General features: G+C 50.3%; 25 protein-coding genes and 1 pseudogene. 19 read left to right on the forward strand and 7 right to left on the reverse strand.

Features of this window, described 5'->3' with window-relative positions; translation table 11 throughout:
• Positions 1-2: 2 nt before the first annotated feature.
• Positions 3-740 (reverse strand): cobalt-precorrin-6A reductase, encoded by a 738-nt coding sequence (locus J4377_RS07005; protein WP_253487629.1) that lies wholly within the window; start codon positions 738-740, stop codon positions 3-5.
• On the opposite strand from J4377_RS07005, the gene cbiE reads away from it, so the two are divergent.
• The 9 genes from cbiE (at position 739) to J4377_RS07050 (ending at position 8,475) form a co-directional block, all read left to right on the forward strand.
• Entirely contained in the window at positions 739-1,947 is a 1,209-nt protein-coding gene (cbiE, locus tag J4377_RS07010; protein WP_253487631.1) for a precorrin-6y C5,15-methyltransferase (decarboxylating) subunit CbiE, read from the forward strand. The two genes, J4377_RS07005 and cbiE, sit on opposite strands and share 2 nt — an antisense overlap.
• Entirely contained in the window at positions 1,944-2,357 is a 414-nt protein-coding gene (locus J4377_RS07015; RefSeq protein ID WP_253487633.1) for a cobalamin biosynthesis protein, read from the forward strand. Before cbiE ends, J4377_RS07015 begins: the two co-directional genes overlap by 4 nt.
• The gene (cobM, locus tag J4377_RS07020; protein ID WP_253487642.1) at positions 2,354-3,157 is read left to right on the forward strand and encodes a precorrin-4 C(11)-methyltransferase; all 804 of its coding nucleotides are present in this window, start codon (positions 2,354-2,356) and stop codon (positions 3,155-3,157) included. The genes J4377_RS07015 and cobM overlap by 4 nt, the downstream gene beginning before the upstream one ends.
• Positions 3,154-3,933: a precorrin-6A synthase (deacetylating) gene (gene cobF, locus J4377_RS07025; protein ID WP_253487644.1), complete on the forward strand. Its 780-nt coding sequence runs from the start codon at positions 3,154-3,156 to the stop codon at positions 3,931-3,933. The genes cobM and cobF overlap by 4 nt, the downstream gene beginning before the upstream one ends.
• Before the next feature lie 75 nt (positions 3,934-4,008).
• Complete coding sequence (locus tag J4377_RS07030) at positions 4,009-4,449, forward strand: YtoQ family protein (protein WP_009723617.1); 441 nt, start codon at positions 4,009-4,011, stop codon at positions 4,447-4,449.
• Between the two features lie 508 nt (positions 4,450-4,957).
• Complete coding sequence (locus J4377_RS07035) at positions 4,958-6,175, forward strand: hypothetical protein (protein ID WP_253487646.1); 1,218 nt, start codon at positions 4,958-4,960, stop codon at positions 6,173-6,175.
• Positions 6,176-6,263: 88 nt separating this feature from the next.
• Positions 6,264-6,986, forward strand: coding sequence for an HNH endonuclease signature motif containing protein (locus tag J4377_RS07040; protein WP_253487648.1), 723 nt, complete (start codon positions 6,264-6,266; stop codon positions 6,984-6,986).
• A gap of 109 nt (positions 6,987-7,095) precedes the next feature.
• Positions 7,096-7,794: an SLATT domain-containing protein gene (locus J4377_RS07045; RefSeq protein WP_253487656.1), complete on the forward strand. Its 699-nt coding sequence runs from the start codon at positions 7,096-7,098 to the stop codon at positions 7,792-7,794.
• Between the two features lie 96 nt (positions 7,795-7,890).
• Complete coding sequence (locus J4377_RS07050; RefSeq protein ID WP_253487658.1) at positions 7,891-8,475, forward strand: hypothetical protein; 585 nt, start codon at positions 7,891-7,893, stop codon at positions 8,473-8,475.
• Positions 8,476-8,510: 35 nt separating this feature from the next.
• On the opposite strand, the pseudogene J4377_RS07055 reads toward J4377_RS07050, so the two are convergent.
• From J4377_RS07055 to J4377_RS07065, 3 genes and pseudogenes are all read right to left on the reverse strand, one after another.
• A pseudogene (locus tag J4377_RS07055) lies at positions 8,511-8,657 on the reverse strand (FAD-dependent oxidoreductase); the annotation flags it as partial.
• Positions 8,658-8,672: 15 nt separating this feature from the next.
• Positions 8,673-9,752: a hypothetical protein gene (locus J4377_RS07060; RefSeq protein ID WP_253487660.1), complete on the reverse strand. Its 1,080-nt coding sequence runs from the start codon at positions 9,750-9,752 to the stop codon at positions 8,673-8,675.
• A gap of 50 nt (positions 9,753-9,802) precedes the next feature.
• A complete protein-coding gene (locus J4377_RS07065) occupies positions 9,803-10,180 on the reverse strand; it encodes a RidA family protein (protein WP_253487675.1) in 378 nt (125 codons plus the stop codon).
• Between the two features lie 185 nt (positions 10,181-10,365).
• Between J4377_RS07065 and J4377_RS07070 the strand changes: the two genes are divergently transcribed.
• Positions 10,366-10,992 carry a helix-turn-helix domain-containing protein gene (locus J4377_RS07070; RefSeq protein WP_253487677.1) on the forward strand — a complete coding sequence of 209 codons (627 nt, stop codon included), beginning with the start codon at positions 10,366-10,368 and terminating at the stop codon, positions 10,990-10,992.
• Between the two features lie 858 nt (positions 10,993-11,850).
• Here the strand turns inward: J4377_RS07070 and J4377_RS07075 are convergent.
• Complete coding sequence (locus J4377_RS07075) at positions 11,851-12,867, reverse strand: IS30 family transposase (RefSeq protein ID WP_253487679.1); 1,017 nt, start codon at positions 12,865-12,867, stop codon at positions 11,851-11,853.
• Positions 12,868-13,002: 135 nt separating this feature from the next.
• Between J4377_RS07075 and J4377_RS07080 the strand changes: the two genes are divergently transcribed.
• Positions 13,003-13,353, forward strand: a complete 351-nt coding sequence (locus J4377_RS07080) for a cupin domain-containing protein (RefSeq protein WP_038483440.1) — start codon at positions 13,003-13,005, stop codon at positions 13,351-13,353.
• A gap of 359 nt (positions 13,354-13,712) precedes the next feature.
• On the opposite strand, the gene J4377_RS07085 is transcribed toward J4377_RS07080, so the two are convergent.
• A complete protein-coding gene (locus tag J4377_RS07085; protein ID WP_253487681.1) occupies positions 13,713-14,690 on the reverse strand; it encodes a LysR family transcriptional regulator in 978 nt (325 codons plus the stop codon).
• Positions 14,691-14,784: 94 nt separating this feature from the next.
• Between J4377_RS07085 and J4377_RS07090 the strand changes: the two genes are divergently transcribed.
• The 8 genes from J4377_RS07090 to rho all read left to right on the forward strand — a co-directional run bounded on the left by J4377_RS07090 (position 14,785) and on the right by rho (position 23,242).
• Positions 14,785-15,321: a DMT family transporter gene (locus J4377_RS07090; protein WP_253487683.1), complete on the forward strand. Its 537-nt coding sequence runs from the start codon at positions 14,785-14,787 to the stop codon at positions 15,319-15,321.
• Between the two features lie 1,054 nt (positions 15,322-16,375).
• Positions 16,376-17,437: a hypothetical protein gene (locus tag J4377_RS07095; protein WP_253487685.1), complete on the forward strand. Its 1,062-nt coding sequence runs from the start codon at positions 16,376-16,378 to the stop codon at positions 17,435-17,437.
• 78 nt (positions 17,438-17,515) lie between these two features.
• Complete coding sequence (locus J4377_RS07100; protein ID WP_253487687.1) at positions 17,516-18,169, forward strand: DUF6624 domain-containing protein; 654 nt, start codon at positions 17,516-17,518, stop codon at positions 18,167-18,169.
• Between the two features lie 137 nt (positions 18,170-18,306).
• The gene (locus J4377_RS07105) at positions 18,307-19,533 is read left to right on the forward strand and encodes a hypothetical protein (protein WP_253487688.1); all 1,227 of its coding nucleotides are present in this window, start codon (positions 18,307-18,309) and stop codon (positions 19,531-19,533) included.
• Positions 19,534-19,741: 208 nt separating this feature from the next.
• Positions 19,742-20,596: a glyoxalase III HchA gene (gene hchA / locus J4377_RS07110; protein ID WP_253487690.1), complete on the forward strand. Its 855-nt coding sequence runs from the start codon at positions 19,742-19,744 to the stop codon at positions 20,594-20,596.
• A 6-nt stretch (positions 20,597-20,602) separates the two neighbouring features.
• Positions 20,603-21,313, forward strand: a complete 711-nt coding sequence (locus J4377_RS07115) for a PA1136 family autoinducer-binding transcriptional regulator (protein ID WP_253487692.1) — start codon at positions 20,603-20,605, stop codon at positions 21,311-21,313.
• A 723-nt stretch (positions 21,314-22,036) separates the two neighbouring features.
• On the forward strand, positions 22,037-22,183 hold the full coding sequence (locus J4377_RS07120) for a hypothetical protein (RefSeq protein ID WP_253487694.1): 147 nt from the start codon (positions 22,037-22,039) through the stop codon (positions 22,181-22,183).
• Positions 22,184-22,285: 102 nt separating this feature from the next.
• Complete coding sequence (gene rho / locus J4377_RS07125) at positions 22,286-23,242, forward strand: transcription termination factor Rho (protein WP_253487696.1); 957 nt, start codon at positions 22,286-22,288, stop codon at positions 23,240-23,242.
• Positions 23,243-23,296: 54 nt separating this feature from the next.
• On the opposite strand, the gene J4377_RS07130 is transcribed toward rho, so the two are convergent.
• Positions 23,297-24,493, reverse strand: coding sequence for a DEAD/DEAH box helicase (locus J4377_RS07130; RefSeq protein WP_253487698.1), 1,197 nt, complete (start codon positions 24,491-24,493; stop codon positions 23,297-23,299).
• Between the last annotated feature and the right edge of the window lie 33 nt (positions 24,494-24,526).

Consider the following 24,526-nt stretch of genomic DNA (forward strand, 5'->3'; position numbering starts at 1 on the left):
GATCAATAGTGGTCACCAAGCCAGCTAAACATGTCATCGATACGATGAACTTCATGGCGTGGCGGCAGTGCTGGCCGCTCGATCATTACAATGGGTAGGCCGAGCCTTCTTGCCGCGGTGAGTTTGGACGACGCACCTTCGCCGCCAGCGTTTTTACACACAATGCGCTGGATCCGCTGATTCTCCAGCAGGGCGAGGTCGCCTTCCAGCGTAAACGGGCCTCTATCAATCACAGTGCTGACATCCGGCAGTGGCAACGGGCTGGTCGGCGGGTCAACTAAACGCAGCACATAATGGTGCTGAGGCTGAGCGGCAAAGGCGCTAAGGTGCATTCGTCCAATCGCAAGCAGCACTCGTTGGGGCGGGCCAGCCAAGGCGTTAACTGTCTCATCAATACTTGCCACGCTTTGCCATTGGTCGCCGGTAACAGGCTGCCAGGCAGGCCGGGTAAAAGCGGTGGCCTTTACACCGCACTGTGCCGCCGCGGCTAACACGTTGCTGCTCATTTGTGCGGCAAAGGGGTGGGTGGCATCAACAATATGGGTAATGCGCTCCTGGGCTAAAAAGGTGACCAGCCCATTAACGCCACCAAAGCCGCCAATACGGGTCGGCAGTGGCTGGGGTTTCGGCGTGTTAACGCGCCCTGCATAGCTAAAAATGGCGGGAATGCCACGCTTGGCAACAGCGCTGGCCAGGGCGCTGGCCTCGCTGGTTCCTCCGAGAATTAGGACTTTGATCATGGCTGAGGTTAACAACGCTCCCTGGCTTACCCTTTTAGGCTGGGGAGAGGGTGGCACACAGGGGCTGACAGCGGCAAGCCGACAGGCATTGGAAAGTGCCGAGGTAGTGTTCGGCGCACGCCGCCACCTGCGCCTTTTGCCGCCCCTGAACGCCGAGGTAATTGAGTGGCCAGTGCCCTTTGCCGATGGCATTGCAAAGCTGCTAAACCAGCGTGGCCGCCGAGTGGTGATGCTGGTCTCAAACGACCCGTTCTGGTTTGGGGCGGGTACCTCATTAGCGCAGCATCTCAGCGCAAACGAGTGGCAAGCACTGCCAGCCCCTTCCACCTTTAGCCTGGCGGCTGCGCGTTTGGGCTGGCCGTTGGAGCGTTGCACTTGCCTGGGTTTGCACGCCAAATCGCTAACGCGCGTTCGGCCTTACCTGCATGTTGGTAGGCAGTTGCTGGTGTTGGTAAAAGACGGTGCGGCGGTGACCGAGCTGGCGGCGCTGGTAACTAGCGTTGGCTTTGGAGACACCCAGCTAACGCTGCTGGAATCTTTGGGTGGTGATAACGAGCGCATTCGCCATTGTCGTGTCGACGCCAGCTTGCCCGACGATATCGCCCACCCGGTTGCGGTAGGGCTGGAAGTTGCCGGTAACGGCCCCGCCTTGCCGTTGACGCCCGGCCTGCCGGATCATTTTTTTGACCACGATGGCCAGATCACCAAACAGACCATTCGCGCCATCACCCTAGCGGCACTGGCCCCGATGCCCGGCGAGCGGCTGTGGGATATCGGCACCGGCTCAGGCTCCATCGCCATTGAGTGGCTGCTCGCCCATACGGATAATCAGGCAGTGGGCTTCGAGCAAAACGCTGAACGGGCAGCGCGAGCGCGCAGCAATGCAAACAACCTGGGCGTTGACTGGCTAGAAGTAAAACAGGGCCGCGCGCCTGAGGTACTCAACGATACGACGCTGCCCGATGCGGTATTTATCGGCGGTGGGTTATCCCAAGCGCTGTTAGACGACTTATGGCAGCGCCTGCCCATGGGCGTGCGTATCGTTGCCAATGCCGTCACTCTGGAGTCCGAAGCGCTGCTGGCGCACTGGCACCAGCAGGTAGGCGGCGAACTGCTGCGTTTAGAGCTTGCCAACGCCGCCCCCATCGGTACACGACGGGGCTGGAAAGCCAGCTATCCGATTGTTCAGTGGCGGGGCGTCCGATGAAGCCATCGACATTGAGAATTGCAGGGTTTGGTTTTCGCAGTGAAGCCACGCTTGAATCGCTCGTTCAAGCGTTGGATCAACTTATCGAGCAGTACGGTGCTGTCTACAAGTACGGCTCTATCAACCGGCTAGCGGCGGCTAGCTCGATGCTGCCGTTAGTCGAAGAACTAGGCCGACTGCGCAATATTGAAGTCATCGCCGTAGCGGATGCCGAGCTATCAACAGTGACAACGCTTACTCATTCAACACAAAGTTTGCAGGCACGCGGCACAGGCAGCGTTGCCGAAGCCGTGGCGCTGTTAGCGGCGGGCTCGAATGCTAGGTTAGTGGGGCCCAGAATTATCTCAACGGATAGACAGGCTACCGCCGCACTGGCGTTGTCAGAAGTACCAGAAGGAACCACAGAATGACCGTACACTTCATTGGCGCAGGCCCTGGCGCGCCGGATCTGCTTACCTTACGCGGGCGGGATTTAATCGCCGCGTGTCCGGTGTGCCTGTATGCGGGCTCTTTAGTGCCGGAGCAGATTCTGGAACACTGCCCGGCGGGGGCCAGAGTGATTAATACCGCGCCGCTCTCGCTGGATGACATTATGCAAGAGATCAGCCGCGCCCACGCCGAAGGCTTGGATGTGGCCAGGCTGCATTCGGGGGATCTCTCGGTATGGTCGGCCATGGGCGAGCAACTGCGTCGCCTGCGCGAGCTGAATATCCCCTACAGCATTACCCCAGGCGTGCCATCCTTTGCTGCAGCGGCGGCAACCCTAGGTCAGGAGTTAACGCTACCCGGCGTGGCTCAGTCGGTGGTGCTTACTCGCACGCCGGGGCGTGCCAGCGCCATGCCCAGTAACGAGACGCTTGCCAATTTCGCCCGCACTGGGGCAACGCTGGCTATCCATCTCTCCATCCATAACCTTTCCCAGGTAGTCGAAAGCCTGACGCCTTACTACGGCGCGCAGTGTCCGGTGGCGATTGTGTGGCGAGCAAGCTGGCCCGATGAGCGAGTGGTGCGGGGGCGGCTGGCGACTATAGAAGGGCTGATCGATGATTCCATGCAGCGCACTGCATTGATAGTGGTGGGGCCAGTGCTTGAAAGCGATGATTTCCAGGAGAGCAGCCTCTACGCCGTTGGTTACGACCGCCGCTTTCGCCCCCAATCAGCGGATTCGCCTTTTGCCACGGCAAGCCAGGACCAAGAGAGCGACTTATGATCACGCTATCGCTGATAGGCATCGGTACCGGCAACCTTGATCACGTCACCCTGGCCGCCGTGCGCGCCCTCAATAGCGCCGACCTGATCCTGCTGCCCCGCAAAGGCGAGGCCAAGTCGGATCTAATCGATCTACGTCGTTTACTCTGCGAACGGCTGCTGGAAGCGCCGGTGACCACCAAGATCGTCGAGTTCGATCTCCCCAGCCGTGATAGCCGTAATGATCAATTAAGTTATAACTACTTGGGCGCGGTAGACGACTGGCACGCTGCGATTGCCAGCGTTTGGGCGCAGTTGATGGATGAACATCTTCCCAATGGCGGGCGGGTCGGCATGCTGGTGTGGGGCGACCCCTCGCTTTACGACAGCAGCCTGCGCATTACCCAGCGCTTAAGCGCTGCGGGCAAGCAGGTTGATGTAGAGGTAGTGCCAGGCATTACCAGCCTGCAGGTGCTTACCGCTGAACATAAAATTCCCCTCAATGCGCTTGCCGAGCCAGTACAAATCACCACCGGCCGCCGCCTGCGCGAGCGCGGCTGGCCAAGCGACGCCGCCACGGTAGCCGTAATGCTGGATAGCGGCGGGGCGTTTACCACGCTGCCGTTTGAGGACACCTACATCTGGTGGGGCGCCTACCTAGGCATGGATAAACAGTGCTTAATCAAAGGCTGGCTAAGCGAGGTCAGCGACCAAATCATCCAACGCCGCGCGGAACTACGCGACACCCACGGCTGGATTATGGATATTTACCTGCTCGCCAAAAAGCCGGAAAAATAAACCCAGGTATCAATATGGAATATTTTTCCATAAAATACTCCTGCCTATTAAATAACCAAGTTATCAGGAGCGACTATGAGCTTTTACGTCTATCTTTCTGGCGAAATCCACACCGATTGGCGCGAAGAGATTCAGCGCGGCGCTGATGCAGCGGGCCTGGATATCGTGTTCACCGCACCGGTCACCGACCACGACGCCAGTGACGCCGCAGGCGATCACCTGGGCAAGCCGGAAAATGGCTTCTGGCGCGACCATCAGTCCTCCAAGGTCAACGCCATCCGCACTCGTACCATGATCGAGCAAGCGGATCTGGTAGTTGTGCGCTTCGGCGACAAATACAAACAGTGGAACGCCGCCTTTGATGCAGGCTACTGCGCCGCACTCGCCAAGCCCTACATCACCCTGCACAGCGAAGACATCGTCCACCCGCTGAAAGAAGTTGACGCCCAAGCCCAAGCCTGGTGCACCACCACCGATCAAGTGGTTGAAACCCTACGCTACGTCCTCAAAGCCTAAGTACACAGCGCCTCCCGCAACACCGTCACTGCATTAGCGGTGTTGTGGGAGGGCGCTTCAGCGCGCGATGATCCCGCCCCATAAACAACCTCCGCCTCTGAATCGATACTCTGCTTGGTGTTGTGGGAGGGAGCTTTAGCTCGCGAAGGCTCAGCCACATAAACAATCTAGCCACCCGTAGCGCGGCGTAACGCTTGGCGAGGAACGAGCCAAAAGGCACCCGCGATGGCAGCGTTAGCTGCCCAAAGCCTGCTCCAGCTCAATTTTTCTTCAAAGCCACGTGACCTAAGCCAAATTTATCAATAAAGTATGATTAAATCGTAAAAACGAGCCGACACGCGAATTTTGAATATGTTGCCATGCTGGGTAAATAAATCTATAAAAAAAACAGTGATTTATGATTTTTTAGATGGCTATATAACACCAATAAAACGTGCTGACATGTTCAAGAGTGTTATGCAGCAGGCTATATAATCACTGTTAAATTTCTTAGGAGAGCATGTCCATAATGGACGATTTCTTTAAAACAAAGGTCGGCTTTACCATAGGACTTCTGGCTGCAGTTTTTACTATTAAGCCATTAATCGACGCGAATGGAAGCTTTGGGTTTGCAGTGTTTGGTTTGAAGATTACTATCGAATATGCCTATCTGTTTCTCATGGCATGTCTCGGCTTGGCTGTGTATTTCATTTCCCTGCAGTTTGCTTCCAAGAGGCATGTTGGTGTCTTAGACAAGGCTAGCAACGCTTGCTATGCGGTTGCGCTTGCCACACCACCTGTATTTGTTGCTTTTTGGGCTCTTACGGTAATCATGAACCTAGTAGGAAGAGTGGTCGTTCAGATTCCTCAGAGCGTACTTACGGCGGTTGCTGGTGTTATCGCCGGCGCACTAGGCAATTACTTATATAAATTCCTCACGAACTCAATTCAATTTAAACTTTCGAGAGCAGAAAAAGAGCAAGAAAGGAAAAACGACCTTAGTGTTCTAGTCAGAGCATCAGATCTATTTAACTCAGGCATGTACGATTTATCAGTCCTTGAATCTAGTAAAGTGGTCGAGTCAATTATTAGGCGTATGTTGGATATGCGTGGCGTTTCGGTGGAAAACATAAATATGTATGAGTTAATTCGGTTAATTCAGAGTCAACGATTACTTAATAAGAACGACATAGAGCTTCTTCATGAAATCAGAAAATACAGAAATGAGTCAGTTCATACTGTGGGCAAGATTTCACGTTTAACCGCTGAACGAGTGTTAAACCTATCTCGAGAGCTAATCTTCAAGCTTGAACATAGTTCCGATTCAGTTGGGTATGCATGGCTAGAAAATAACAGAAAGAAAGTTATTGAATTATTCAAAGAGGGTGATTCCAGAAAGAGCAAAAAGGCACTGGAAATGCTCAAGATGGCTTGGAAAAACAGGGATGGAGCAATTTGGTTGGAAATTGCTGACTTCTTTGAGGCTGCACTTATTCATAACCCTAACCTCATCATAGATATGTTTGATAATGATGAAGAGCTTTTAGATAGTTGGTTAGAAAAGGCAGAAGTTCAGCTCTTTACTGATTTTGCTGGCGGACAGAAAGAGCGTTACAAAAAGGTCAAAAATGCGATTCTACAAAGCTTGTCAGAATACATAAATAATACGAAGTCTCCCGAAAAGTTAGAGGTCGCGAAGAAAATATATAGCACTCTAGAATCTGCCGAAGTTCGGGAAATCGACTAGAAAAAATTTAACAAACGCGTCAATCAGGACGCTCGCGAGCTCGCGCCTATTACGCGGGCGTTAGAACACACTAAGAATTGGAGGCGTAGTGGCATTTAAAGCAAAAATAGCTGAGATGATAGCTTATAGAGCTGCATACATATGCAGTAACCCAGAATGCAACACTTTGACGATAGGCGCTGCGATTAGCGACCCTCAGTTAAAAAATAAGAAGGGGGAAGCTGCTCATATTCTTGGTGAAAAAGCTACAGCAGCAAGATATGATCCAAACCCAAATATTGATGTCGATGGCGTCGAAAACGGACTTTGGTTATGCGCTAATTGCCACACGTTAGTAGATAAAAATAAAGGTGCTGATTATCCTTCAAGAGATCTATTAGAATGGAAAAAGGATCACGAAGAAACGATATCAATGTTGCTCAGAACCCATAAAAGTCCTCTCCCTCTCATTTCTCGACAATCAACAAACCGAAAAATAGCCCAAAATATTGTCGATTATATTTCAAGCAAAGGGGCTTATTTTCAACATTCATCAATAGAAAATCCTGCTCATGTTATTAGCTCTATCGACCAAGTAAGAAAAAGAATACAACGAGAAGTTCGTGATATTGATTCTGATAAGCGCTTGAAGGAAATATGCAGATCTATTCAAGACGCGAATAGAGAATTCATGAATGAACTGTCAAGGGACAGTAGTTTATTAGATTCTTATCTGACGATACTCAGAAATAGAGTTGGTATTCAGCTGAAAAGACTCAGAGATGAGATAGGATGTGATGTTTCGGGCCAAATCACATCTATCATCCCTTAAATGTTCTAACAAAGCGCTGTTGTCGGTCGGACTGTTTTTTCGCTGCGCTACAAACCAGCCGCAAAGCGCGGCGTTAGCTTGGAAGAGTCACACGAAATTTGGAGAGTGAATGAAGTATCTCATATCCCTATGGAATTGGCTGTTTTCTGTCAGCATAAATGAGCGGAAGAAAAAGAGTCCGACAGAGAAACTGCAAATGAGTATGAGGGTGACCGCCAAATGCCGCTACAATGCTGCTACGCGACTACAGCGTAGAGGAAGGTTTGAGTTTTTCACGACTACATCGCTTTCGCTAGGTCTGATCTTCATTCCGTTAATGCAGAATTCTGGTATACCGCTAGCTTTTGAGGCAAATGTCCTCAACATGATGCAGATATTCTTGGCTGTGGCAGTGCTCGTATACTCTGTTGTAATTGGAACCGCTCGATATGAACTGAGAGCTGAGAAGTTGACGGAATGTGGGGATAAGCTAAAGGATTTGATTCGCACGATTGAAAAAGAGAAGAATGGTGCTGATTTGGGTGCGGATCGTCTCTCGGCTTTTAATGAGCGCTATTCAGATATAGTCACAGATAGTGAGAATCATATCCGGTCAGATTACAAATTGGCGATGCATGAAATGGTTAATGACTATTACATGACTGGATTGCCAAAGTTTTGGAATTTACTATCGGCATATTCGAATCGTTCTTTTTCGTACATTATTCCAATGATAATGATAGCCTTTGAGTTGGTTTTTATTGCAGACATGATTGCAGTTACAGAAATACTTACTCCATACCTGAACGGCTATTATGTCTCAGGCTAAAGCTAACCATTACAGGCACGGCGACGGCTACTCCATTGCGGCTTCGCCTCCATTACGCAGCCGCACGTGCTGTTGGCGTTAGCTCTAGGAGAGTGCATGGGCTTCAAAGTTGTCGTAGATACACTTGCTTCGTTGGCTGCACTTGTAGCGATCCTGTCAGTTTTGGTTGGGTGGTATAGCAGTGCGCGGAAGCCTCTTAGTATTTCTAGGGTAGTAGTACATAAAAAGGATGACGGTTTAACCTATATCATTGTGACGAAGAATAGAAAGTCGTATCCAGTTGAAACAAAAAGAATTGATTGCTTTTCACGGAAAACTTTCGAGATAGAGCAGCGGGTAGGAGAAAAGCCAGAATACGTTGAGAAACTATCCAGCCGATACGCTGTGTTTTCGTCAAAAGCTTCATTCGAGGTGCCAGCCAAAGGAAATATCGATATCCGTATTGAGGTGGACGGACAGACCGACATCTCCGATCAACTTATATTTTCGATTGATACTACTCACGGATACCATGAGATTTCCTGTAACGATATCACCGTCGTCGAAATAGGAAAGACCGTGGTTTACTCGGTCGAATTTAAGAAGGAATATGGTTCCAAGAGTCGCGCGAAGATGGTGTACTTTTGGAGGCGAATTGTGGAGCTAACCAAGCGCTGCAGCCGACGGCTTCGCCGCGCCTGAGCTCAGCGTTAGGAGCAAGGAAAGATGGCTTCTCATTGAATCAGCCCGGCATTGCCAAAAGAGGTCTCGCACCCAGGTGCTTTGCGATCCACCAATGTGACCTTATGGCCTCTCTGCTGCAGGTGCTAGGCAACGGATACTCCGACCATGCCAGCACCCAGAACCAGAATCTCACGTGCCATAAATCCATGAATTTCTTATTGGGCTCGTGCAGTTTGTGCCTTGTGGCTGTGCTTCATGCGTTGGCGCACCCAGGCAACGGTTATTGCGGTAATCAGGATGAACCCGATGTAGCCGAACACGGGATACACCATACCGACCAGACTGACAAATCCAAACATGCTGCAGGCATAGGCAATGATGCCCGCTATTAAGGATCCAACGCGGAAAGACGTGGTATCGGCCGGCAAAAATCGGGATGAAAAAGAATAGAGGCAGCCCACTGCGGTATTGAAAATCATCAGCAGAATGACGACCGACACCAGCGAGGAAAGCGCAGGGGAAACCTCTAGTGCTAAAGCCAGCATCGGCATAGGCGTATCGACTAGGCTGTCCAGGCGCGACAGCATGGCCAGACTGATCGTCATCATCAGCGCACCCAGGGTAATGCCGCCAAGAATACCACCCCAGGTTGCTTTGCGGTGGTCTTTTGCAGCACCGCTGGAGATGGCAAGAATCGCGACGCAGCCGAAGATGTTATACGAAACGTACAGCATGGCGCCCAGTGCCCAATGGCTGGTGGCTGCGTTTTGGTCGAGTGCCAACTGGTTCAGTGTCGTCAGGTCGGTTTCTCGGGTTGCCAGTGCGTAGATGGCGATACCCAGTGCCACCAGAATCAGCAGAGGAGTGATGCTGCTGATCAGCGTGAGCACTTTTTTCAGTTTGAGACAGGTGGCTGCAATTACCAGCAGAGTCACCAGCGCGCTGCCCCAGGCTGCAGGCAGGCCCAGTTTTTGTTCCAGCAGTGCGCCGGCACCGGCTAGCATCACTACGGCGATGGCAAACATGAAAAATGTCATCAGCAAATCGATGGGCTTGCTAAGCCAGGGGCCACAGATAGCTCGCACAACTTCCTTGTGAGAAGTCGCTTGAAGCTCGCTACCCAGATTCGCCAGCGTCATGCCCAGGAAGATAAAAGCGGCAGTACTCAGCGCGATACCTGCCAGCCCCCAAACGCCGAAGCTAACGAAGAATTGAAGCAGCTCCTGGCCTGAAGCAAAGCCTGCTCCAACTAGAAATCCGACAAAAGCGCCTGCGATTTTCAATACATCTTTCATGATGCCAAACCCTCAGTTTCTTATTTTTCTGTGCCAGTTAGCTGGCTGAATCAGGCTTCACCGACCCAGGCTTGCACTTCTACTTCGACATCAACGCCCAGTGCTAGGCCTGCTGTCACGGTGGAACGAACCGGCAGACCTGCTTCGAAATAGCGTTTGTAGACTTCGTTGAAACCCGCAAAGTGCTTCATGTCCGATAGCCAGACGGTCGCTTTAACGACCTGCGCAAAACTCGCGCCACAGTGTTCAAGGGACTCGCCGATACGGGTCATGACCGCCTCGGTTTGCTCTTCGATACTGCCTTTGACGACTTCGCCTTCAGCAGTCATGGGAATCTGTCCTGAAAGCATCAGGAAACCTCCCACGCGAATGGCACGGGAGAATGGGAAGGGCAAGTCGCTGGGGATACGTTCGATTGAATTGGACATGGGGTTATATCTCGTTGATGGCTATTGAGTGATCGAGCCGCACGGGCAGCACGATAGAATCACAATTTCTCTTAAATGATAATTCTCGTAAAAGGGAATATCAAATGTGAGAACCTTAAAGTCAAGCTGTTTTCGGGATACACTAGGACTTCGTATTCATAGCCAGGTCGAGCCGCGAAGCTTTCATGCCAACAGACTCTCAATCCCAGCCGTCCGATACACTGATCGACCGAGTACTGGTCGGCTCTCGCCTAAGGGCTCACCGTAAACAGCAGAAATTCACCCTGAAACAGGTGTCTGAGAAAAGTGGTGTTGCGCTTTCAACGCTGTCGAAAATGGAGTTGGGTCAGGCAACTGTCAGCTATGACAAGCTTGCTGCTGCCGCACGTGTTCTGAATGTCAGCCTGTCCCAGCTGTTCAACCCTGAATCGGGTGCAGACAGTTCAGCTAAGCCAACGGTGGTCACCAGCAAAATTTCTGAGGCGACTGGGTATGCTACTGGCAGCTATGAATATCATCCTATTGCGGGTGAGTTTCCCGGTCGGAGCATGATGCCGGTTTATGCTCGGATTCAAGCGCGTGATCTGGGTGAGTTTGAAGACTTCATCCGCCACCCCGGAGAGGAGTTTGCCATGGTGCTATCGGGGCGCGTCTGCATTCACTTTGAAAATGGTGAAAGCATCAGCCTGGGTGAACGAGAAACGGCTTATTTCAACAGTTCCATCGGGCATATTTATCTGGCCGAGGGTGATGAAGATGCAGAAGTAATAGCTGTGATGTCGGAACCCAAAGAGGGCGATCTCCAAGGCTGAACCAGCTATCAGGCTTCGCCAATTTCGTGAAAACACAGAATGTAAAGTGGGAGACCCTGGCAGGCTCGTCCTCTTGTTTTGGCTGAAGCAGGTTACAGCGACTTGGCCAGTTCCAATGCTTCAGCAAAAGTGATCCGCTGACGGCTAAGTTTTGGTAGGATTGAGGAAAGAGGCGAGGAATGGTCGGGCACGTTCAATGAATTGGACGATAAGCGTGAGAAACTCAGAGGCCTGATTCGGCATCACCTACTGGCGCACCGCGCGAGATGAGGCCGAGACGGAAGCCAATCTGGATCGGGATATCCGACGGGCCAAGACGATTCTCTCGCTAGATGCAGCCATGAACAAAGTGGATCGTTTTCTAAAGATGCACAGCCCAAGCCTGGTGCATCACTACAGACCAAGTCGTTGAAACCCTGCGTTACGTCCTCAAAGCCTAAGCTCATGCGTCTCCCGCAACACCGTCACTGTATTAGCAGTGTTGTAGGAGGGCGGGCGCTTCAGCGCGCGATGATCACGCCACATAAGCAATCTAGCCACCCCGTAGCGCGGCGTAACGCTTGGCGAGGAACGAGCCAAAAGGCACCCGCACGGCGGCCCAGCGCGATGGCAGCACTGCTGCCCAAAGCCTGCTCCAGCTCAATTTTTCTTCAAAGCCACGTGACCTAAGCAAAATTTATCAATAAAGTATGATTAGATCGTAGAAACGAGCCGGCACGCGAATTTTGGATATGTTGCCATGCTGGGTAAATAAGATTATAAAACAGTGGTTTAAGATTTTTGGGGCGGCTAGATAACACCAATAAACGTGCTGGCATGTTCAAGGGTGGGCGGATGCAGACTCTGAGTGCAACACACTCATTGGATGGTTGATGGGCTTTCATGGTACTTGGCCATCAGCTCGCTCATCACTTCTATCGGACATTTAAAATCAAAGCGTTTTCGAGGCCGCATATTCAGCTCAAAGGCAATGGCATCCAGCTCTTCCTGGCTAAGTACTGAAAGGTCTGTTCCTTTCGGTAAATATTGACGGATAAGGCCATTGATATTCTCATTGGCTCCCCGTTGCCAGGGGCTATGGGGATCGCAAAAGTAAATCGCAACACCGGTTTCTTGAGTAATTTTTGCATGGTGTGTCATTTCACGTCCCTGATCATAGGTCATGCTTTTTCGAGCGGTGGTCGGCATTCGGTTCAGAGCAGCACTAAAGCCTGCTACGGCGGATGTGGCGGTGGCATCGTCCATTTTTGCGAGGATCAGATAGCCACTGCTAAGCTCTACCAAGGTGCCTACCGCGGACGCGTTATTCTTACCTTTGATCAGATCGCCTTCCCAGTGGCCGGGCATTTCACGCTTACTGACCTCGGGCGGACGTAAGTGAATGCTGACCATGTCAGGGATCTGACCACGTCGATCCACTTCGCCACGGCGAGGCTTGCGTGTGGTTTTACCTTGTCGCAAGCAGTGAATCAGTTCCTTGCGAAGGTGGCCAACGGGCAAGGCATAAATGGCCGTGTAGATGGTCTCTCGGCAGACGTAGGCATCGCGCAAATCAGGTAGTTTCATCGTCTTGAGCTTGCTGCTAATTTGTTCAGGAGACAAGCGTCGCCGCAACATATGCACGATGAGATCAAACCGCTCGGTGCCTGGCAAAAGCTTACGCGCAGGACGACAGACTACTCGACGCTTTTCTCGCTGACGTTGGGCGTGCCGGGCACAGTAACCGTTCTGGGCCATTTGGTTACGGCGTATTTCACGAGATATGGTTGAAGGAGCTCGCCCTAAGAGCTGGGCAATGTGCCGAAGGCTCATCCCTTGGGCTTGACCCACTTGGATGCTGGCACGTTCTTCAATGCTGAGTTCGAGGTAAGACATGGGACAACACCTTAGCGAAATGCTCAGGTGTTGCACTCAGTTTCTGCGGCCAAGGTGTTATGCAGCAGGCTATATAATTACTGTTATGGCGCTCAGTAGATCTGCGGAAAATAATCAGAAAGGAATTCGGAAAAGATGATACGTAATTTTTACACTTGTGATAAAGAAGTCGACGAAAATAGCCATGATGGAGAAGGTTCAATAGATATCTATCGTGCATTCAGACGTAAAGATTTCGATGGTGCTTGGGACTTTGCCATCCGTGTCGTTATGCCACCGGGAAGCTCTATGGGTGAGCATACTCACGGAGACGATGAAGAAATGTATATCATTTTGAAAGGTGAAGGCACTATGACCATTGAAGGTGAGGACAGAAAGGTGGCTTCAGGAGATATGATAGTTAATAAACGTTTTGGCACCCATGGTTTGGTTAATACATCGGACAATGAAATTGAGTTACTAATAATCCAAGCAAGTCTAAAGTAAATCGCCATAACAAAGCGTTTAAGGCAGATTCGCAACGCGTGGCATTTTCGGTTTGATTCAGCTTAAGTGTTTACAGCACAATAGTTTAGGTTGGGTGGTTAGCGTTGCTCACTACTTAACGCGGCGTTATATGCAAGGAGAGTATCGTGGTGCCACCAATCGTACAATCAGGTGAATGGCTTACAGCAAACACCTATTGAGGCTCTCTAACGTGGTAATTCACCGAGCCTTCTCCTGTTAGGTTTGGTCGCCTTTTTGCTTAGCCAAACGGGCTGAGCTGGGGGGAAGACTCAATAAGTATCAAGTTAAAACACTCGAACATCGCTACGCGCCGCCAGTGTTTGAGATGTTAGCCACTTTTATGGTGTTAATGTCGGGGGAATGGTCAAGGCCGGCACGGCAATTGCTGACTCATCCGGTTCTTTTGCCCCATCTTCTTGAAGCATCTCAATGATCGCCTGCTTCAGCCAGTTGTGCCCGGCATCGCTCTCCCGCCGTGAGTGCCATACCATGCTGAACTCAAAAGGATCAATGGGGTAAGGCGGTGTGAAGAGCTGCAGTGGTGAGTCCTTCAGAAATAGATCAAAGCTGCGCCGAGCGGCCGTTAAGATCAAATCCGTATTTGGCACCATATGGCTGGCCACTCCCCAGTGGGGTAGGGTCATCGCAACCCGACGGCTGACGCCCTCTCTATGCAATGCGTTTTCTATCTCATTGCCTTCACTACTTTGCATGGCGACTAAGACATGCGGTCGCGAGAGCCACTGTGTTTTATCAAGATCGCCCGTTTTGGGCAGCGTGTTTTTATCCGCAGCACAAACGAAGTGCTCAATGAATAGCTTATGAGTACGTAACTCATCCGAAAGAGGCGGCTGAAACACGCCAAAAGCCATATCGATCTCCCCATCATGGACACCTGCCAGCATCGCGACGCGGCTGCCCTGAGAAACTTGCAGATCAATCCCTGGAGCTTCTGAACGCAATCGCCTAACCAAACCAGGAAGCACTACGCGAGCTCCATAGTCTGACATGGCAAGCCGAAACACTCGTTTCTCATGGGCGGAGTCAAAGGCAGGCTGTTCAATCAGCGCGCCGAGCTGATGCAGTGCTTCTGTTAATTTCGGTAGCAATTCATTGGCACGTGAGGTGAGCTCCAGCTTGCCTGCTCGTCTCACCAGCAGCGGGTCGTCAAAGATGGCCCGCAGATTGGCGAGAGCATGGCTGACGGCCGGTTGGCTTTTATGTAAGCGCTGAGCCGCCCGCGACACGTGCTTTTCCACCAATAGCGCGTGCAGGGTAACCAGTAAGTTGAGATCAATGCGTCTTAAATTATTCATGAGGCGAATACCGTAAAATAAAAAAATGAATTTCAATTTATGGCGTGAATCATAAAAGATAAAAGACCTTTTGCAATGTCTCAGGAGTCTTGTCATGAATTCATCTTTCACTTTAGTGGCGCTTGCGGCTGTGGCGGTTATCGCGGGTGCCTTGGTGCCTTTTCAAGCTGGCAGCAACGCTGAATTGGGCCGAGCGCTAGGCCACCCCCTTTGGGCGACACTGGTCTCTCTAGTTGTCAGCATGCTCGTCGTAATACCCATCGTGATTGCCATGCAAGTGCCTCTTCCTACCCTGGGGGCCATCAGGCACATACCGGCTTGGGCCTGGCTGGGCGGTGTAGCAGGAGTCATCTATATTTCGTCAGCGTTGGTTCTAGTACCACGCGTCGGGGCGACCAACTTCATTGTGTGTGTTATTGCAGGGCAACTGATTACTTCACTGTTGTTGGATTATCATGGCTGGCTGAATCTGCCCGTGAGGGAGGTCAGCATTGGGCGTTTGGCAGGTGTCACGCTGGTGCTGGTGGGTATGGTGACTGTGCAGTGGTTTTCGCCGACCATTGCATCGCCTCACCAGAGCGCTACACAGGTAGCAACTGAAGTCTCTGGAGCCGCTGAGTCCAAGGGATGACACTTCCGAACACCTGTAGAGATGAGTGCCCTGTTTGTAACTGCCCGCTGTTAACACTGGGCTTTTAACGTTGGCTGATGAGGCACGGTGCCTAATAAGGCGACGGGAATGACTGCTTCTCTCTAGCTGTCATTCCCGCATGCTTTTAGCGGGAATCCATTTCGATTTAAGTACCTTAGCTTCGGCTGAAAAGGTCAACTTGGATTCCCGATAACCCCGCTCGGGAATGACGGAGCTGAGGTGGTTCTGGAATGACGGGGTTGAGGAGATTAATTCATACTCCTCTGCATTCGCCAAGCCCTACATCACCCGCTGAAAGAAGTCGATGCCCAAGCCCAAACACCTCCCGCAATGCAATCCGTTACTACATTAGTGATGTTGTGGGAGGGCGCTTTAGGGTGTGAGGATCACGTCACATAAGCAATCTAGCCACCCCGTAGCGCGGCGTAACGCTTGGCGAGGAACGAGCCAGGCACCCGCGATAGTTGCCCAAAATTTGCTCCAGCTCAATTTTTCTTCAAAGCCACGTGACCTAAGCAAAATTTATCAATAAAGTATGATTAAATCGTAAAAACGAGCCGGCACGCGAATTTTGGATATATTGCCTTATGAGATAAATAAAACTATAAAAACAGTGGTTTATGATTTTTGGGGGTGGCTAGATAACACCAATAAACGTGCTGGCAGTTCAAAGATGTTATGCAGCAGGCTACATAATCACTGTTAGGCAGTAATATCACATACAGTCAGTAAGTCTGCGAAAACTTGAATAAAACTGGGGTAAGTTAAGTATGCCGGAAAGTTTAGAGCTTCATAAAATCGTAGATGATTATCTTTATAAGCTGGTCGCGCTTCATGAGGTTTTTCCATATCAAATTACTATGGCGTCAGTAGTAGCCACCAGTCTGCAAAAAAACACAAAGCCTTCCTGGATGATAAAGCCGAAAAGCTCGAGGAAAGTGAAGGCACCACCTCTTACAAGTTGGATTTTAAAGACGTTAAGAGGTCTTCTAGGTTAGCGAATCGAAGCGACAGGGCGAAAGCAGTATTAGAGTTGCTGCCTAGAAATTTTGTGGTCTCCTATGTCTCGGAGTATGACTCTTTTTTAGGGAATTTAATTACTCAGATTTTGCGTTTTAAGCCCGAAATAATTGATTCAAAAGAAAAAAACATTTCACTCTCTGAGTTAGTATCCTTGGGCAGTGTAGAAGCTGCACGGGATAAAATATTTTCGAAAGAGGTCGAATCTATTCTTAGATCGAGTCATGCAGACCAATTTTCATGGATGGAAAAAGCGTTCTCAATTCCACTAACGAAAGACCTCGATTCGTGGCCTCTATTTATAGAGTTAACGGAAAGACGGAATTTATTTGTTCACTGCGATGGAGTTATTTCTGAGCAATATCTAAAGGTTTGCCAAAATAATAACGCATCTGTTGGCGATCAAGCCAATATTGGCGAAAAGCTAAAGGTTGATAAAAAATACCTCCGGCAATCATTTGAAGTTCTTTACGAGATCGGGCTTAAATTATCGCAGGTGCTTTGGAGAAAGCTAAGCCCAGCTGACATAGAAAAAGCAGAATCAAGCCTTTCTCATTTCACCTATGAGTTGCTAATCGAAGAAAACTATAAGCTTGCAAAGAATCTTCTTGATTTTGCTTGTTGCACGCTTAAGAAATGGGGTTCGGAAGGAGATCGGCTGATCTACGTGATTAACCGAGCGCTGGCATACAAGTTTTCGGGAAGTAATGATACTTGCCAATCCATACTTGATGCCGAAGATTGGTCCGCGTGCGGAGACAATTACAAGTTATGCGTGGCTGTGCTTAGAGAAGATTACGAAGGTGCAAAGGATATAATGCTCAGGATTGGAAGCTCAGGATGTGTTTCTGAAGTAGATTATGCTGAATGGCCGTGCTTTAAGGATTTCAGGTCAGCGCCTGAGTTTGTTTCTGGATTCACCGAGGTGTTTGGTTACCCACCGAAGTCAATAGAGCAGATAGATAGTGATGATATCTCTGACGAACAGGAAGAGGATGAATACCCCTTGTCGGAGACGGTTGGTGATAAAGCTTCTGAAGCCAAACTAAAGCCTGTTGTGAGTACGGATGCCTAACAATACGCGTCACACGGATGTCCTTTACGCCGCTTCGCTTTGTAAAGGCCACCGGTGCGCTCAGCGTTATGTGCTTTGATGGCAACAGGAGGAATGGTGAGAGGTTTCGTCATTGCGATTATTTCGATATTGCCTCTGGTAGCCTGTGCTTCTTCAGGTGGACTAACCGAAAGTATTCGTGACGAGCTTATCGAAATGGCTGCAGGAGACCAAGAATTCAGAAGCAGATTGGCACCAATGCTTTCGACGGTAGATTTTAGCGTCCCGCCCACAGGGGAGTTCCTGGCATTGGTTAGCGAGCAAAATGAAATTGACACAAGAAATACGCTTAGATTACGAGAAATAGTTGATGCTCATCGGTGGCCCCAAAAGAGCGAGGTTGGGGAAGAAGCAAGTAAAGCTGCGCAGTTGCTAGTTCAGCATTCCGCACTTGAACACCAGAAGTATCTACTTCCCAGTATCAAAGAGGCAGTTTTACAGGGTGAGGCAGATGCATCAAGCATGGCGATGTTAGAGGACGATATCCTTGTGGCGGAAGGTAACGATCAAATCTTTGGCACGGAAATAACGAATAGTCCTGACGGCGGCCTGATGCTATATCCAGTGCACGACTCTGAGAATATTAATGCTCGAAGACTTGCAGTGGGCCTTCCAACTATCGAAGAGTATATTGGCCATGCGGAGTTCGAGTTAGGAAGGAAAATTGATGTGAGCACACTAAATCAGGAGTAATTGTCATTTTTTCAGACGCACATAACAAGGTGCAGCAATTCGCGCCTGGCAGCGCCTGACACTCGCTTTGCTCGCGCCGTTAGCTGTTTTGGTGCATTCTTTGATCCGGGGAAAAAAACGATCTTTTAGGAGATAATTTGAAAGAAGATGGTGGTGTTAACGTGGCCGGAGATTTTGCTGATTTAAGGCGAAAAGTCGTTCGCGCTTTGGGCGAAATAGAACCGGCAGGTCCCCCTCAATCAGAAAATGAGCCAAAGGCCCTGTTACTGTCTTCTACCACACGAGGTAGTAAGTTACTTCCACCTTATTACCTTGTGTATTTTTTATTGGTTGATTTTCTTCAATACCAACGAATGGGCCTATGGGAGAAAAGTGCCTGGACTGTGCCAATTAGGTACGAAGGTAGGCTATACGCAATCGAGCATCAAAAAATGGGGCTTCGAATCAGCGCCCCAAATAGCGACCCAAACGCGCGAATGAGTGGTCGGCCAAGCGAACAACAAGAAATGGACTCTGAATTAATAGCCAAGAAAATTCAAAAAGCAGTGTCTTTTGCTACCCCGTATTTCAGTTATCGAGCGAAAAAAGAGGCGGAGGGTAATAGGCTCAATGTCTTAAACCATTGCGAATGGCTTTTCGAGCGCTTTCAATTTTTCAGGACAAGGTTTTTCGAAGAGAAGGATGAAGTTGAACGCCAGAACGAAAGCCTACGCCAAGATAAGGACTGTACTGATATTCAGTCGTTATTAGGAGTCTTAAATTCTGTTGTACTCGAATCATCTACAGAAGCGGACTGGATAGCTCAGGCGGCAGTCGACGCATTTTTTAGCTGGTCCGAGCATGCATTTATACATATAGCCATATTAAGAGGTCGCGTTCACAACGGTAGTCAGGTGGCTGAACTCGCAGCAGCTAGTTGGAAAGAAAAGTTTCGAGCTTCCTTAGGCCTCGAAAACCCTGTTTTCAAAAGGCATTACGATACGCTCTTGCATTTACGGGTGCAGATGCGAAATTTTATGGCTCATGGTGCTTTTGGTAAGCGCGGGGAGGCATTCTTGTTTCATTCTGGGGCCGGCGCGGTACCTGTCCTGCTTACTGAAGATACAACCAACCGATATTCGTTTTTTGGAGACCCCGACTTCGATGAAGTGGAGGCAATTAATGCAATTGACTCATTTTTGAGTGATCTTTGGTCAAGTGATGTCTCTCCAGCGGAACCTTACCTTTTTAGCAAAGTGCCCAGCATACTCACTTTCGCCTCTGACGGTTCATACTCGAAAGCTATGCGGTCAAAAAAGGCAATGTCACAGTTAGTGGAGTACCTGCAGAATCAGATGGATGCAGCTGCAAACATGGATTGGTAAACGCAGACATTAGCTACCCAAGCGGTCAACGGGACCGTGTTTCCGCGCCGCCTTCGGCTTTGCTCCAAAGCGACCCGTTACCTTCGGCGTTAGAGTGCATTGTGAGATGGCAGGTGACGGCGGCAAGAATGAGGGAAAACCCTCATTTCCATCGAGCGACTAGCTTGCCATCATATTGAGGCACATTACACCAGCCAGGAGCACAAACATGACTGACCACGACTTGAAGCCGACGCCCGACCTCGCCGAGGCAAATGCATTTTTCCCCTCGCCCGATTCACTTTCGAAATTCACCTCGCCGAAATCGGATTTGAGTGGTGCCGACTACCCAAATGCCTATACGGGTGGCCGCTGGAAGGTGCTGGTGATCGCCAGTGACGAACGTTACGTGCCCACTGAAAACGGCACGTTGTTTTCGTCAGGCAATCACCCTATTGAAACGCTTCTGCCGATGTATCACATGGATCAGGCCGGTTTCAGTTTCGACATCGCCACCCTGTCGGGCAACATGGTCAAATTTGAACACTGGGCGATGCCAGCCGAGGATGAAGCGGTCATGGGCTTCTATGCGAAGTACCTTGACCAGTTTAGAACCCCCATGAAACTTAGCGATGTTATCGAGCAGGCGTTAGGCGAAGATTCTGACTACATCGGCGTGTTCATACCCGGAGGTCATGCGCCTTTGGTACGGATACCGGAAAGTGAGGACGTAAAAACCGTTCTTGAATGGGCTGCCGACAACGACAAATTTATCATTTCCTTATGCCACGGCCCGGTAGCGCTGCTTGCGCTAGGCAAGAATCACCCTAAATTCACGGGCTACAAAATTTGTGCATTTCCTGACGCCATCGACGAACAGACGCCAGAAATGGGCTATATGCCAGGCAAGCTTACCTGGAAATTTGGCGAAAGTCTGAGGGCGGCGGGCTTCGATATTGTCAACTCGGACATGTCGGGCGCTGTTTATCAAGACCGTAAGCTTTTGACAGGGGATAGCCCGCTTGCAGCGAATCCATTGGGCAAGCTAGCGGCGACGGCCTTGCTAGAACATATCGGCAACTAAACTCTCATGCCTACTGACGCCGCACTGACAGCTGCGATTGCTATTGAGTCCAGTCAAAGTATGACAGCGATACAAACTGCAGTGCGGAGTTTTGCCGAGCCGCTGGGTTATGACCGGTTTGTTTTATTTTCTGCCAATGCGACGTTTGACGGTATCGTCGAGCGTATTTACTGGATTGAGGGCGACTGGTTTGATGATGGCAGAGAAGTGGATGCATTGACGTACGCCCGGCACTGCCCGGTCACTCACCACATTCTGAAGACCAGCGAACCCTTCTTTTGGACAAAAGTGTTGGGAGGCAAGGGTGAAAGCTATCGGATTGTGCGCACACCCCGAGGTGAAGGAAGCCATGGCCTGCAGGTTCCCATTTTTGGTCGCCTTGGTCTTGAGGGCGCCATGAGCGCGGGAGGCGATAGGATTAATGCCTCGCCTGCTGCTCGTTTGGGAATGAGCATTGTTTCTACCGCAGCTTTTTTTGCGGCACGAAAGCTGTTGGAAGCACCACAAGATGAAACAATCGGAAGCCTGACTGCACGTGAGCGAGAGGTCCTAGCCTGGACGGCTGTGGGTTGGCGTCAGGCGGAAATTGCCGATGGCTTGGGACTTTCCAAGCGTACCGTGGAGAATCACCTGCGTAATGTTCGTCGGCGTCTTGGTGTGGCCACAACTGCGGAGGCCATTAAAGCGGCCATTCGGAGTGGCGAGATTGAAGGGTAGGGTTGGTGCGCTCTAACAAATCTCTGCAGCGTTTGACCCGCCACCCACTTTTGCTGTCGCAAAAGCGGGCATCGCCTCAAACACACCTGAACTCAGGCGTTGTGGCTGTAGTAAAAGCCGCTGATGCCTAGTTTTGGCATAGTCAGAAAACAGACAGAAAATAGTCATTAATCGGCGGCTACAACCTATATCCTGATGTAAGTATCGCGTCTGCCGCACACACTCAGCTACTGAGAGGAATCATGGAAGATTTAAAAGGCAACGAGCAGATAGGGCCAGTAACTGCCCGCTGCTAACACTGGGCTTTCTAGGTTGCCCGATGAGGCACGGTGCCTAATAAGGCGGCGAATGACTGATTCTCTCTAGTTGTCATTCCCGCATGCTTTTAGCGGGAATCCATTTCTATTTAAGTACCTTGGCTTCGGCTGAAAAGGTCAAATTGGATTCCCGATAACCCCACTCGGGAATGACGGGACTGAGGTGGCTCTGGAATGACGGGGCTGAGGCGATTAGGGAATGATGGGATTGAGGTGGCTTTGGAGTGACGGGGCTGAGTGGTTCTGGAATTGCGGGGCTGAGGTGAGGCGGAAATAATAGGGCTGAGGGGGATCGGTTCATACTCCTCGGAGCGAGCACTCTAGCGCGAAAATCTCTCAAAAGTAGATTGAGATGCGTTTTCCAAGTTGGTCAATATGCTTGTTAATGCCGCATTGGAGAAGCATCATGGCTAGTTCCTATAAAGTATTGCCTAGAACTTGCAAGAAGCCATCGACCTTAATCACGGGTGCAACGTTGCAGCTAAATTTTGTATTAGCGGCGCATTGGGCACGCGGTGATGATGTCGTCGCCAAAGAGCTACAAGCCGTCTAAGAGCCTTATCGTAACCCACCATCCAATGCGCCATTCAGTGAAAAAGCTCTTAGATGCAGTTATTCTATTAATCCAGGCTATTCAAGGCGATCCATCAATATTATGGCGAGAAAAACACTCAGTTTGAAAACGAAAAGGCAGCTAGATGCCAAGCCCGCCGATGAAGTTGAAAGTCCATCTCCTGATGATCCCGAAAAACGTTTTTTGAATGGCGTGGCGATTCATCCTAGCCCTCGCATTGTTTTAGAGCTTGGCTCTTCGCAGCGTAGTGTACGGGCGATGGATTTGATTACACCTATTGGGATGGGGCAGCGCGGGTTGATTGTTGCGCCGCCGGGCTCTGGCAAAACGACGCTGTTAAAACATATCTGTCAGGCCGTGGCAGAAGCTCATCCTGACATAAAGCTGTATGCCTTGCTGATTGATGAACGCCCTGAAGAAGTGACCGATTTTAAGCGCAGTGTGTCGGCAGACGTGCATGCATCGTCTTCAGACGAAAGCTACTCACACCACGTGCATTTGGCAAATAAGCTCCTTGAGACGGCGCGTAAGCAAGCAGGCGAGGGGCATGATGTGATGATTGTGATCGATTCGCTTACCAGACTCTCACGTGTGCATAATGCCGAGCAGCGCGGCAATGGTCGTACGATGTCGGGTGGGCTGGATAGCCGTGCGATGGAAATACCACGCAAACTGTTTGGTGCTGCGAGAAAGATCGAAAACGGTGGATCGCTCACCATTCTGGCCACCGTGCTGGTGGATACGGGAAGCCGTATGGATCAGGTGATTTTCGAGGAGTTCAAGGGCACGGGCAATATGGAAATCGTGCTATCACGGGAAGTGGCTAGTCAACGAATTTTCCCTGCGATAGATATTGCCAAAAGCAGCACTCGCCGAGAAGAGCTGTTGATTGATGCTAAAGACATTGAAAAAGTAAGGACATTACGTCGAGCGTTGACACATCTTAAGCCAGTAGAAGGCGCGCAGAAGTTGCTTGAGTTATTGGATAAATATCCAACCAATGCCGAGCTGTTAGATGCGTTTTCACCCGCCTGGTGAATGCATGTGATCAAGAAGCTCACTTTTGTAAGAGGTGAGCTTCTTTGTTAAAGCTTAACGACTGCTTTTTTTAACATGGTTCAAGTTGGAATCGGGTACTGCTTTTTTAACCGGGAAGCCCTCAACTTCTTTGCGCTCAATCGTATTTTTCAAACGCTTTTCAATCGCACAAAGATTTTTAAAGTCACTGATGTCGACAAGAGAGATGGCTTCACCTGAGGCGCCTGCACGGCCGGTTCGGCCAATACGGTGGATGTACTCTTCTGGCTGAAAAGGTAAATCGTAATTCACCACACGGCTCAGTTCACCGATATCCAACCCCCGAGCGGCTACACCCGTGGCAACTAGGTACTTCAGTTCGCCAGTTTTGAACTGATCTAACACCTTCTCGCGCATGGCCTGGCTTCTGCCGCCATGGATGGAGTCTGCTTGAATGCCGCGCTTTTCCAGCTGAGCCACCAGTTTGGCTGCACTGTGTTTTTTCTCGACAAAAATAAGCGCCTGATCCCACGCTTGCTCGTTGATCAAGTGGCTCAACAGGGCGGACTTGGTGTCCTTGTCTACCGTGATTAGCCACTGTTTGATATTGGCGGCGGCGCGAATGTTGGGAGAGATGGAGATGTCCGCCGCTAGGTCGGTCATCTTACTATCTGAAAAACCGTAGGCGAGGGCGCGAACGTCGCCGGTCATGGTGGCTGAAAACAGTAGGTTCTGACGGTTTTCAGGCAGGCGTACTAAGATTTTGTGGATATCATCGACAAAACCCATATCGACCATTCTGTCCGCTTCGTCCAACACCATGACTTGAAGTTCATCAAAGTGCAGCGCACGCTGATGCGCCAGATCCAGCAATCTACCCGGCGTGGCGACCAGAATATCCACTCCTTCGATTAGCCGCTCTTTTTGAGGCGCGGTATCCACACCGCCATACACCGCCATAGAGGTTAATTGCGTGTGTTTAGCGTATTGAGCCACATTGGCTTCGACCTGAACCGCTAACTCACGGGTCGGCACCAGAATCAGCGCACGTATGCGTTTGCCGCGTAATGCTTCCGCTTTGCTGAATCGCTCTAACAGAGGCAGAACAAAGGCCGCGGTTTTGCCTGTGCCTGTTTGTGCGGTGGCGATTAAGTCTTTGCCCGAAAGAATGGTAGGAATCGCTTGTTCCTGAATGGGCGTTGGCGTTTTGTAACCTAGTTCGGTAATCGCTTGAACAAGAGGACGGGATAAGCCTAGTTTTGAAAATGGCATGAGGTGCTCAGACAGATGGTCGTCAGGTGTGTC

Source organism: Halomonas sp. XH26, assembly GCF_024138895.1.
Classification (GTDB): domain Bacteria; phylum Pseudomonadota; class Gammaproteobacteria; order Pseudomonadales; family Halomonadaceae; genus Vreelandella; species Vreelandella alkaliphila.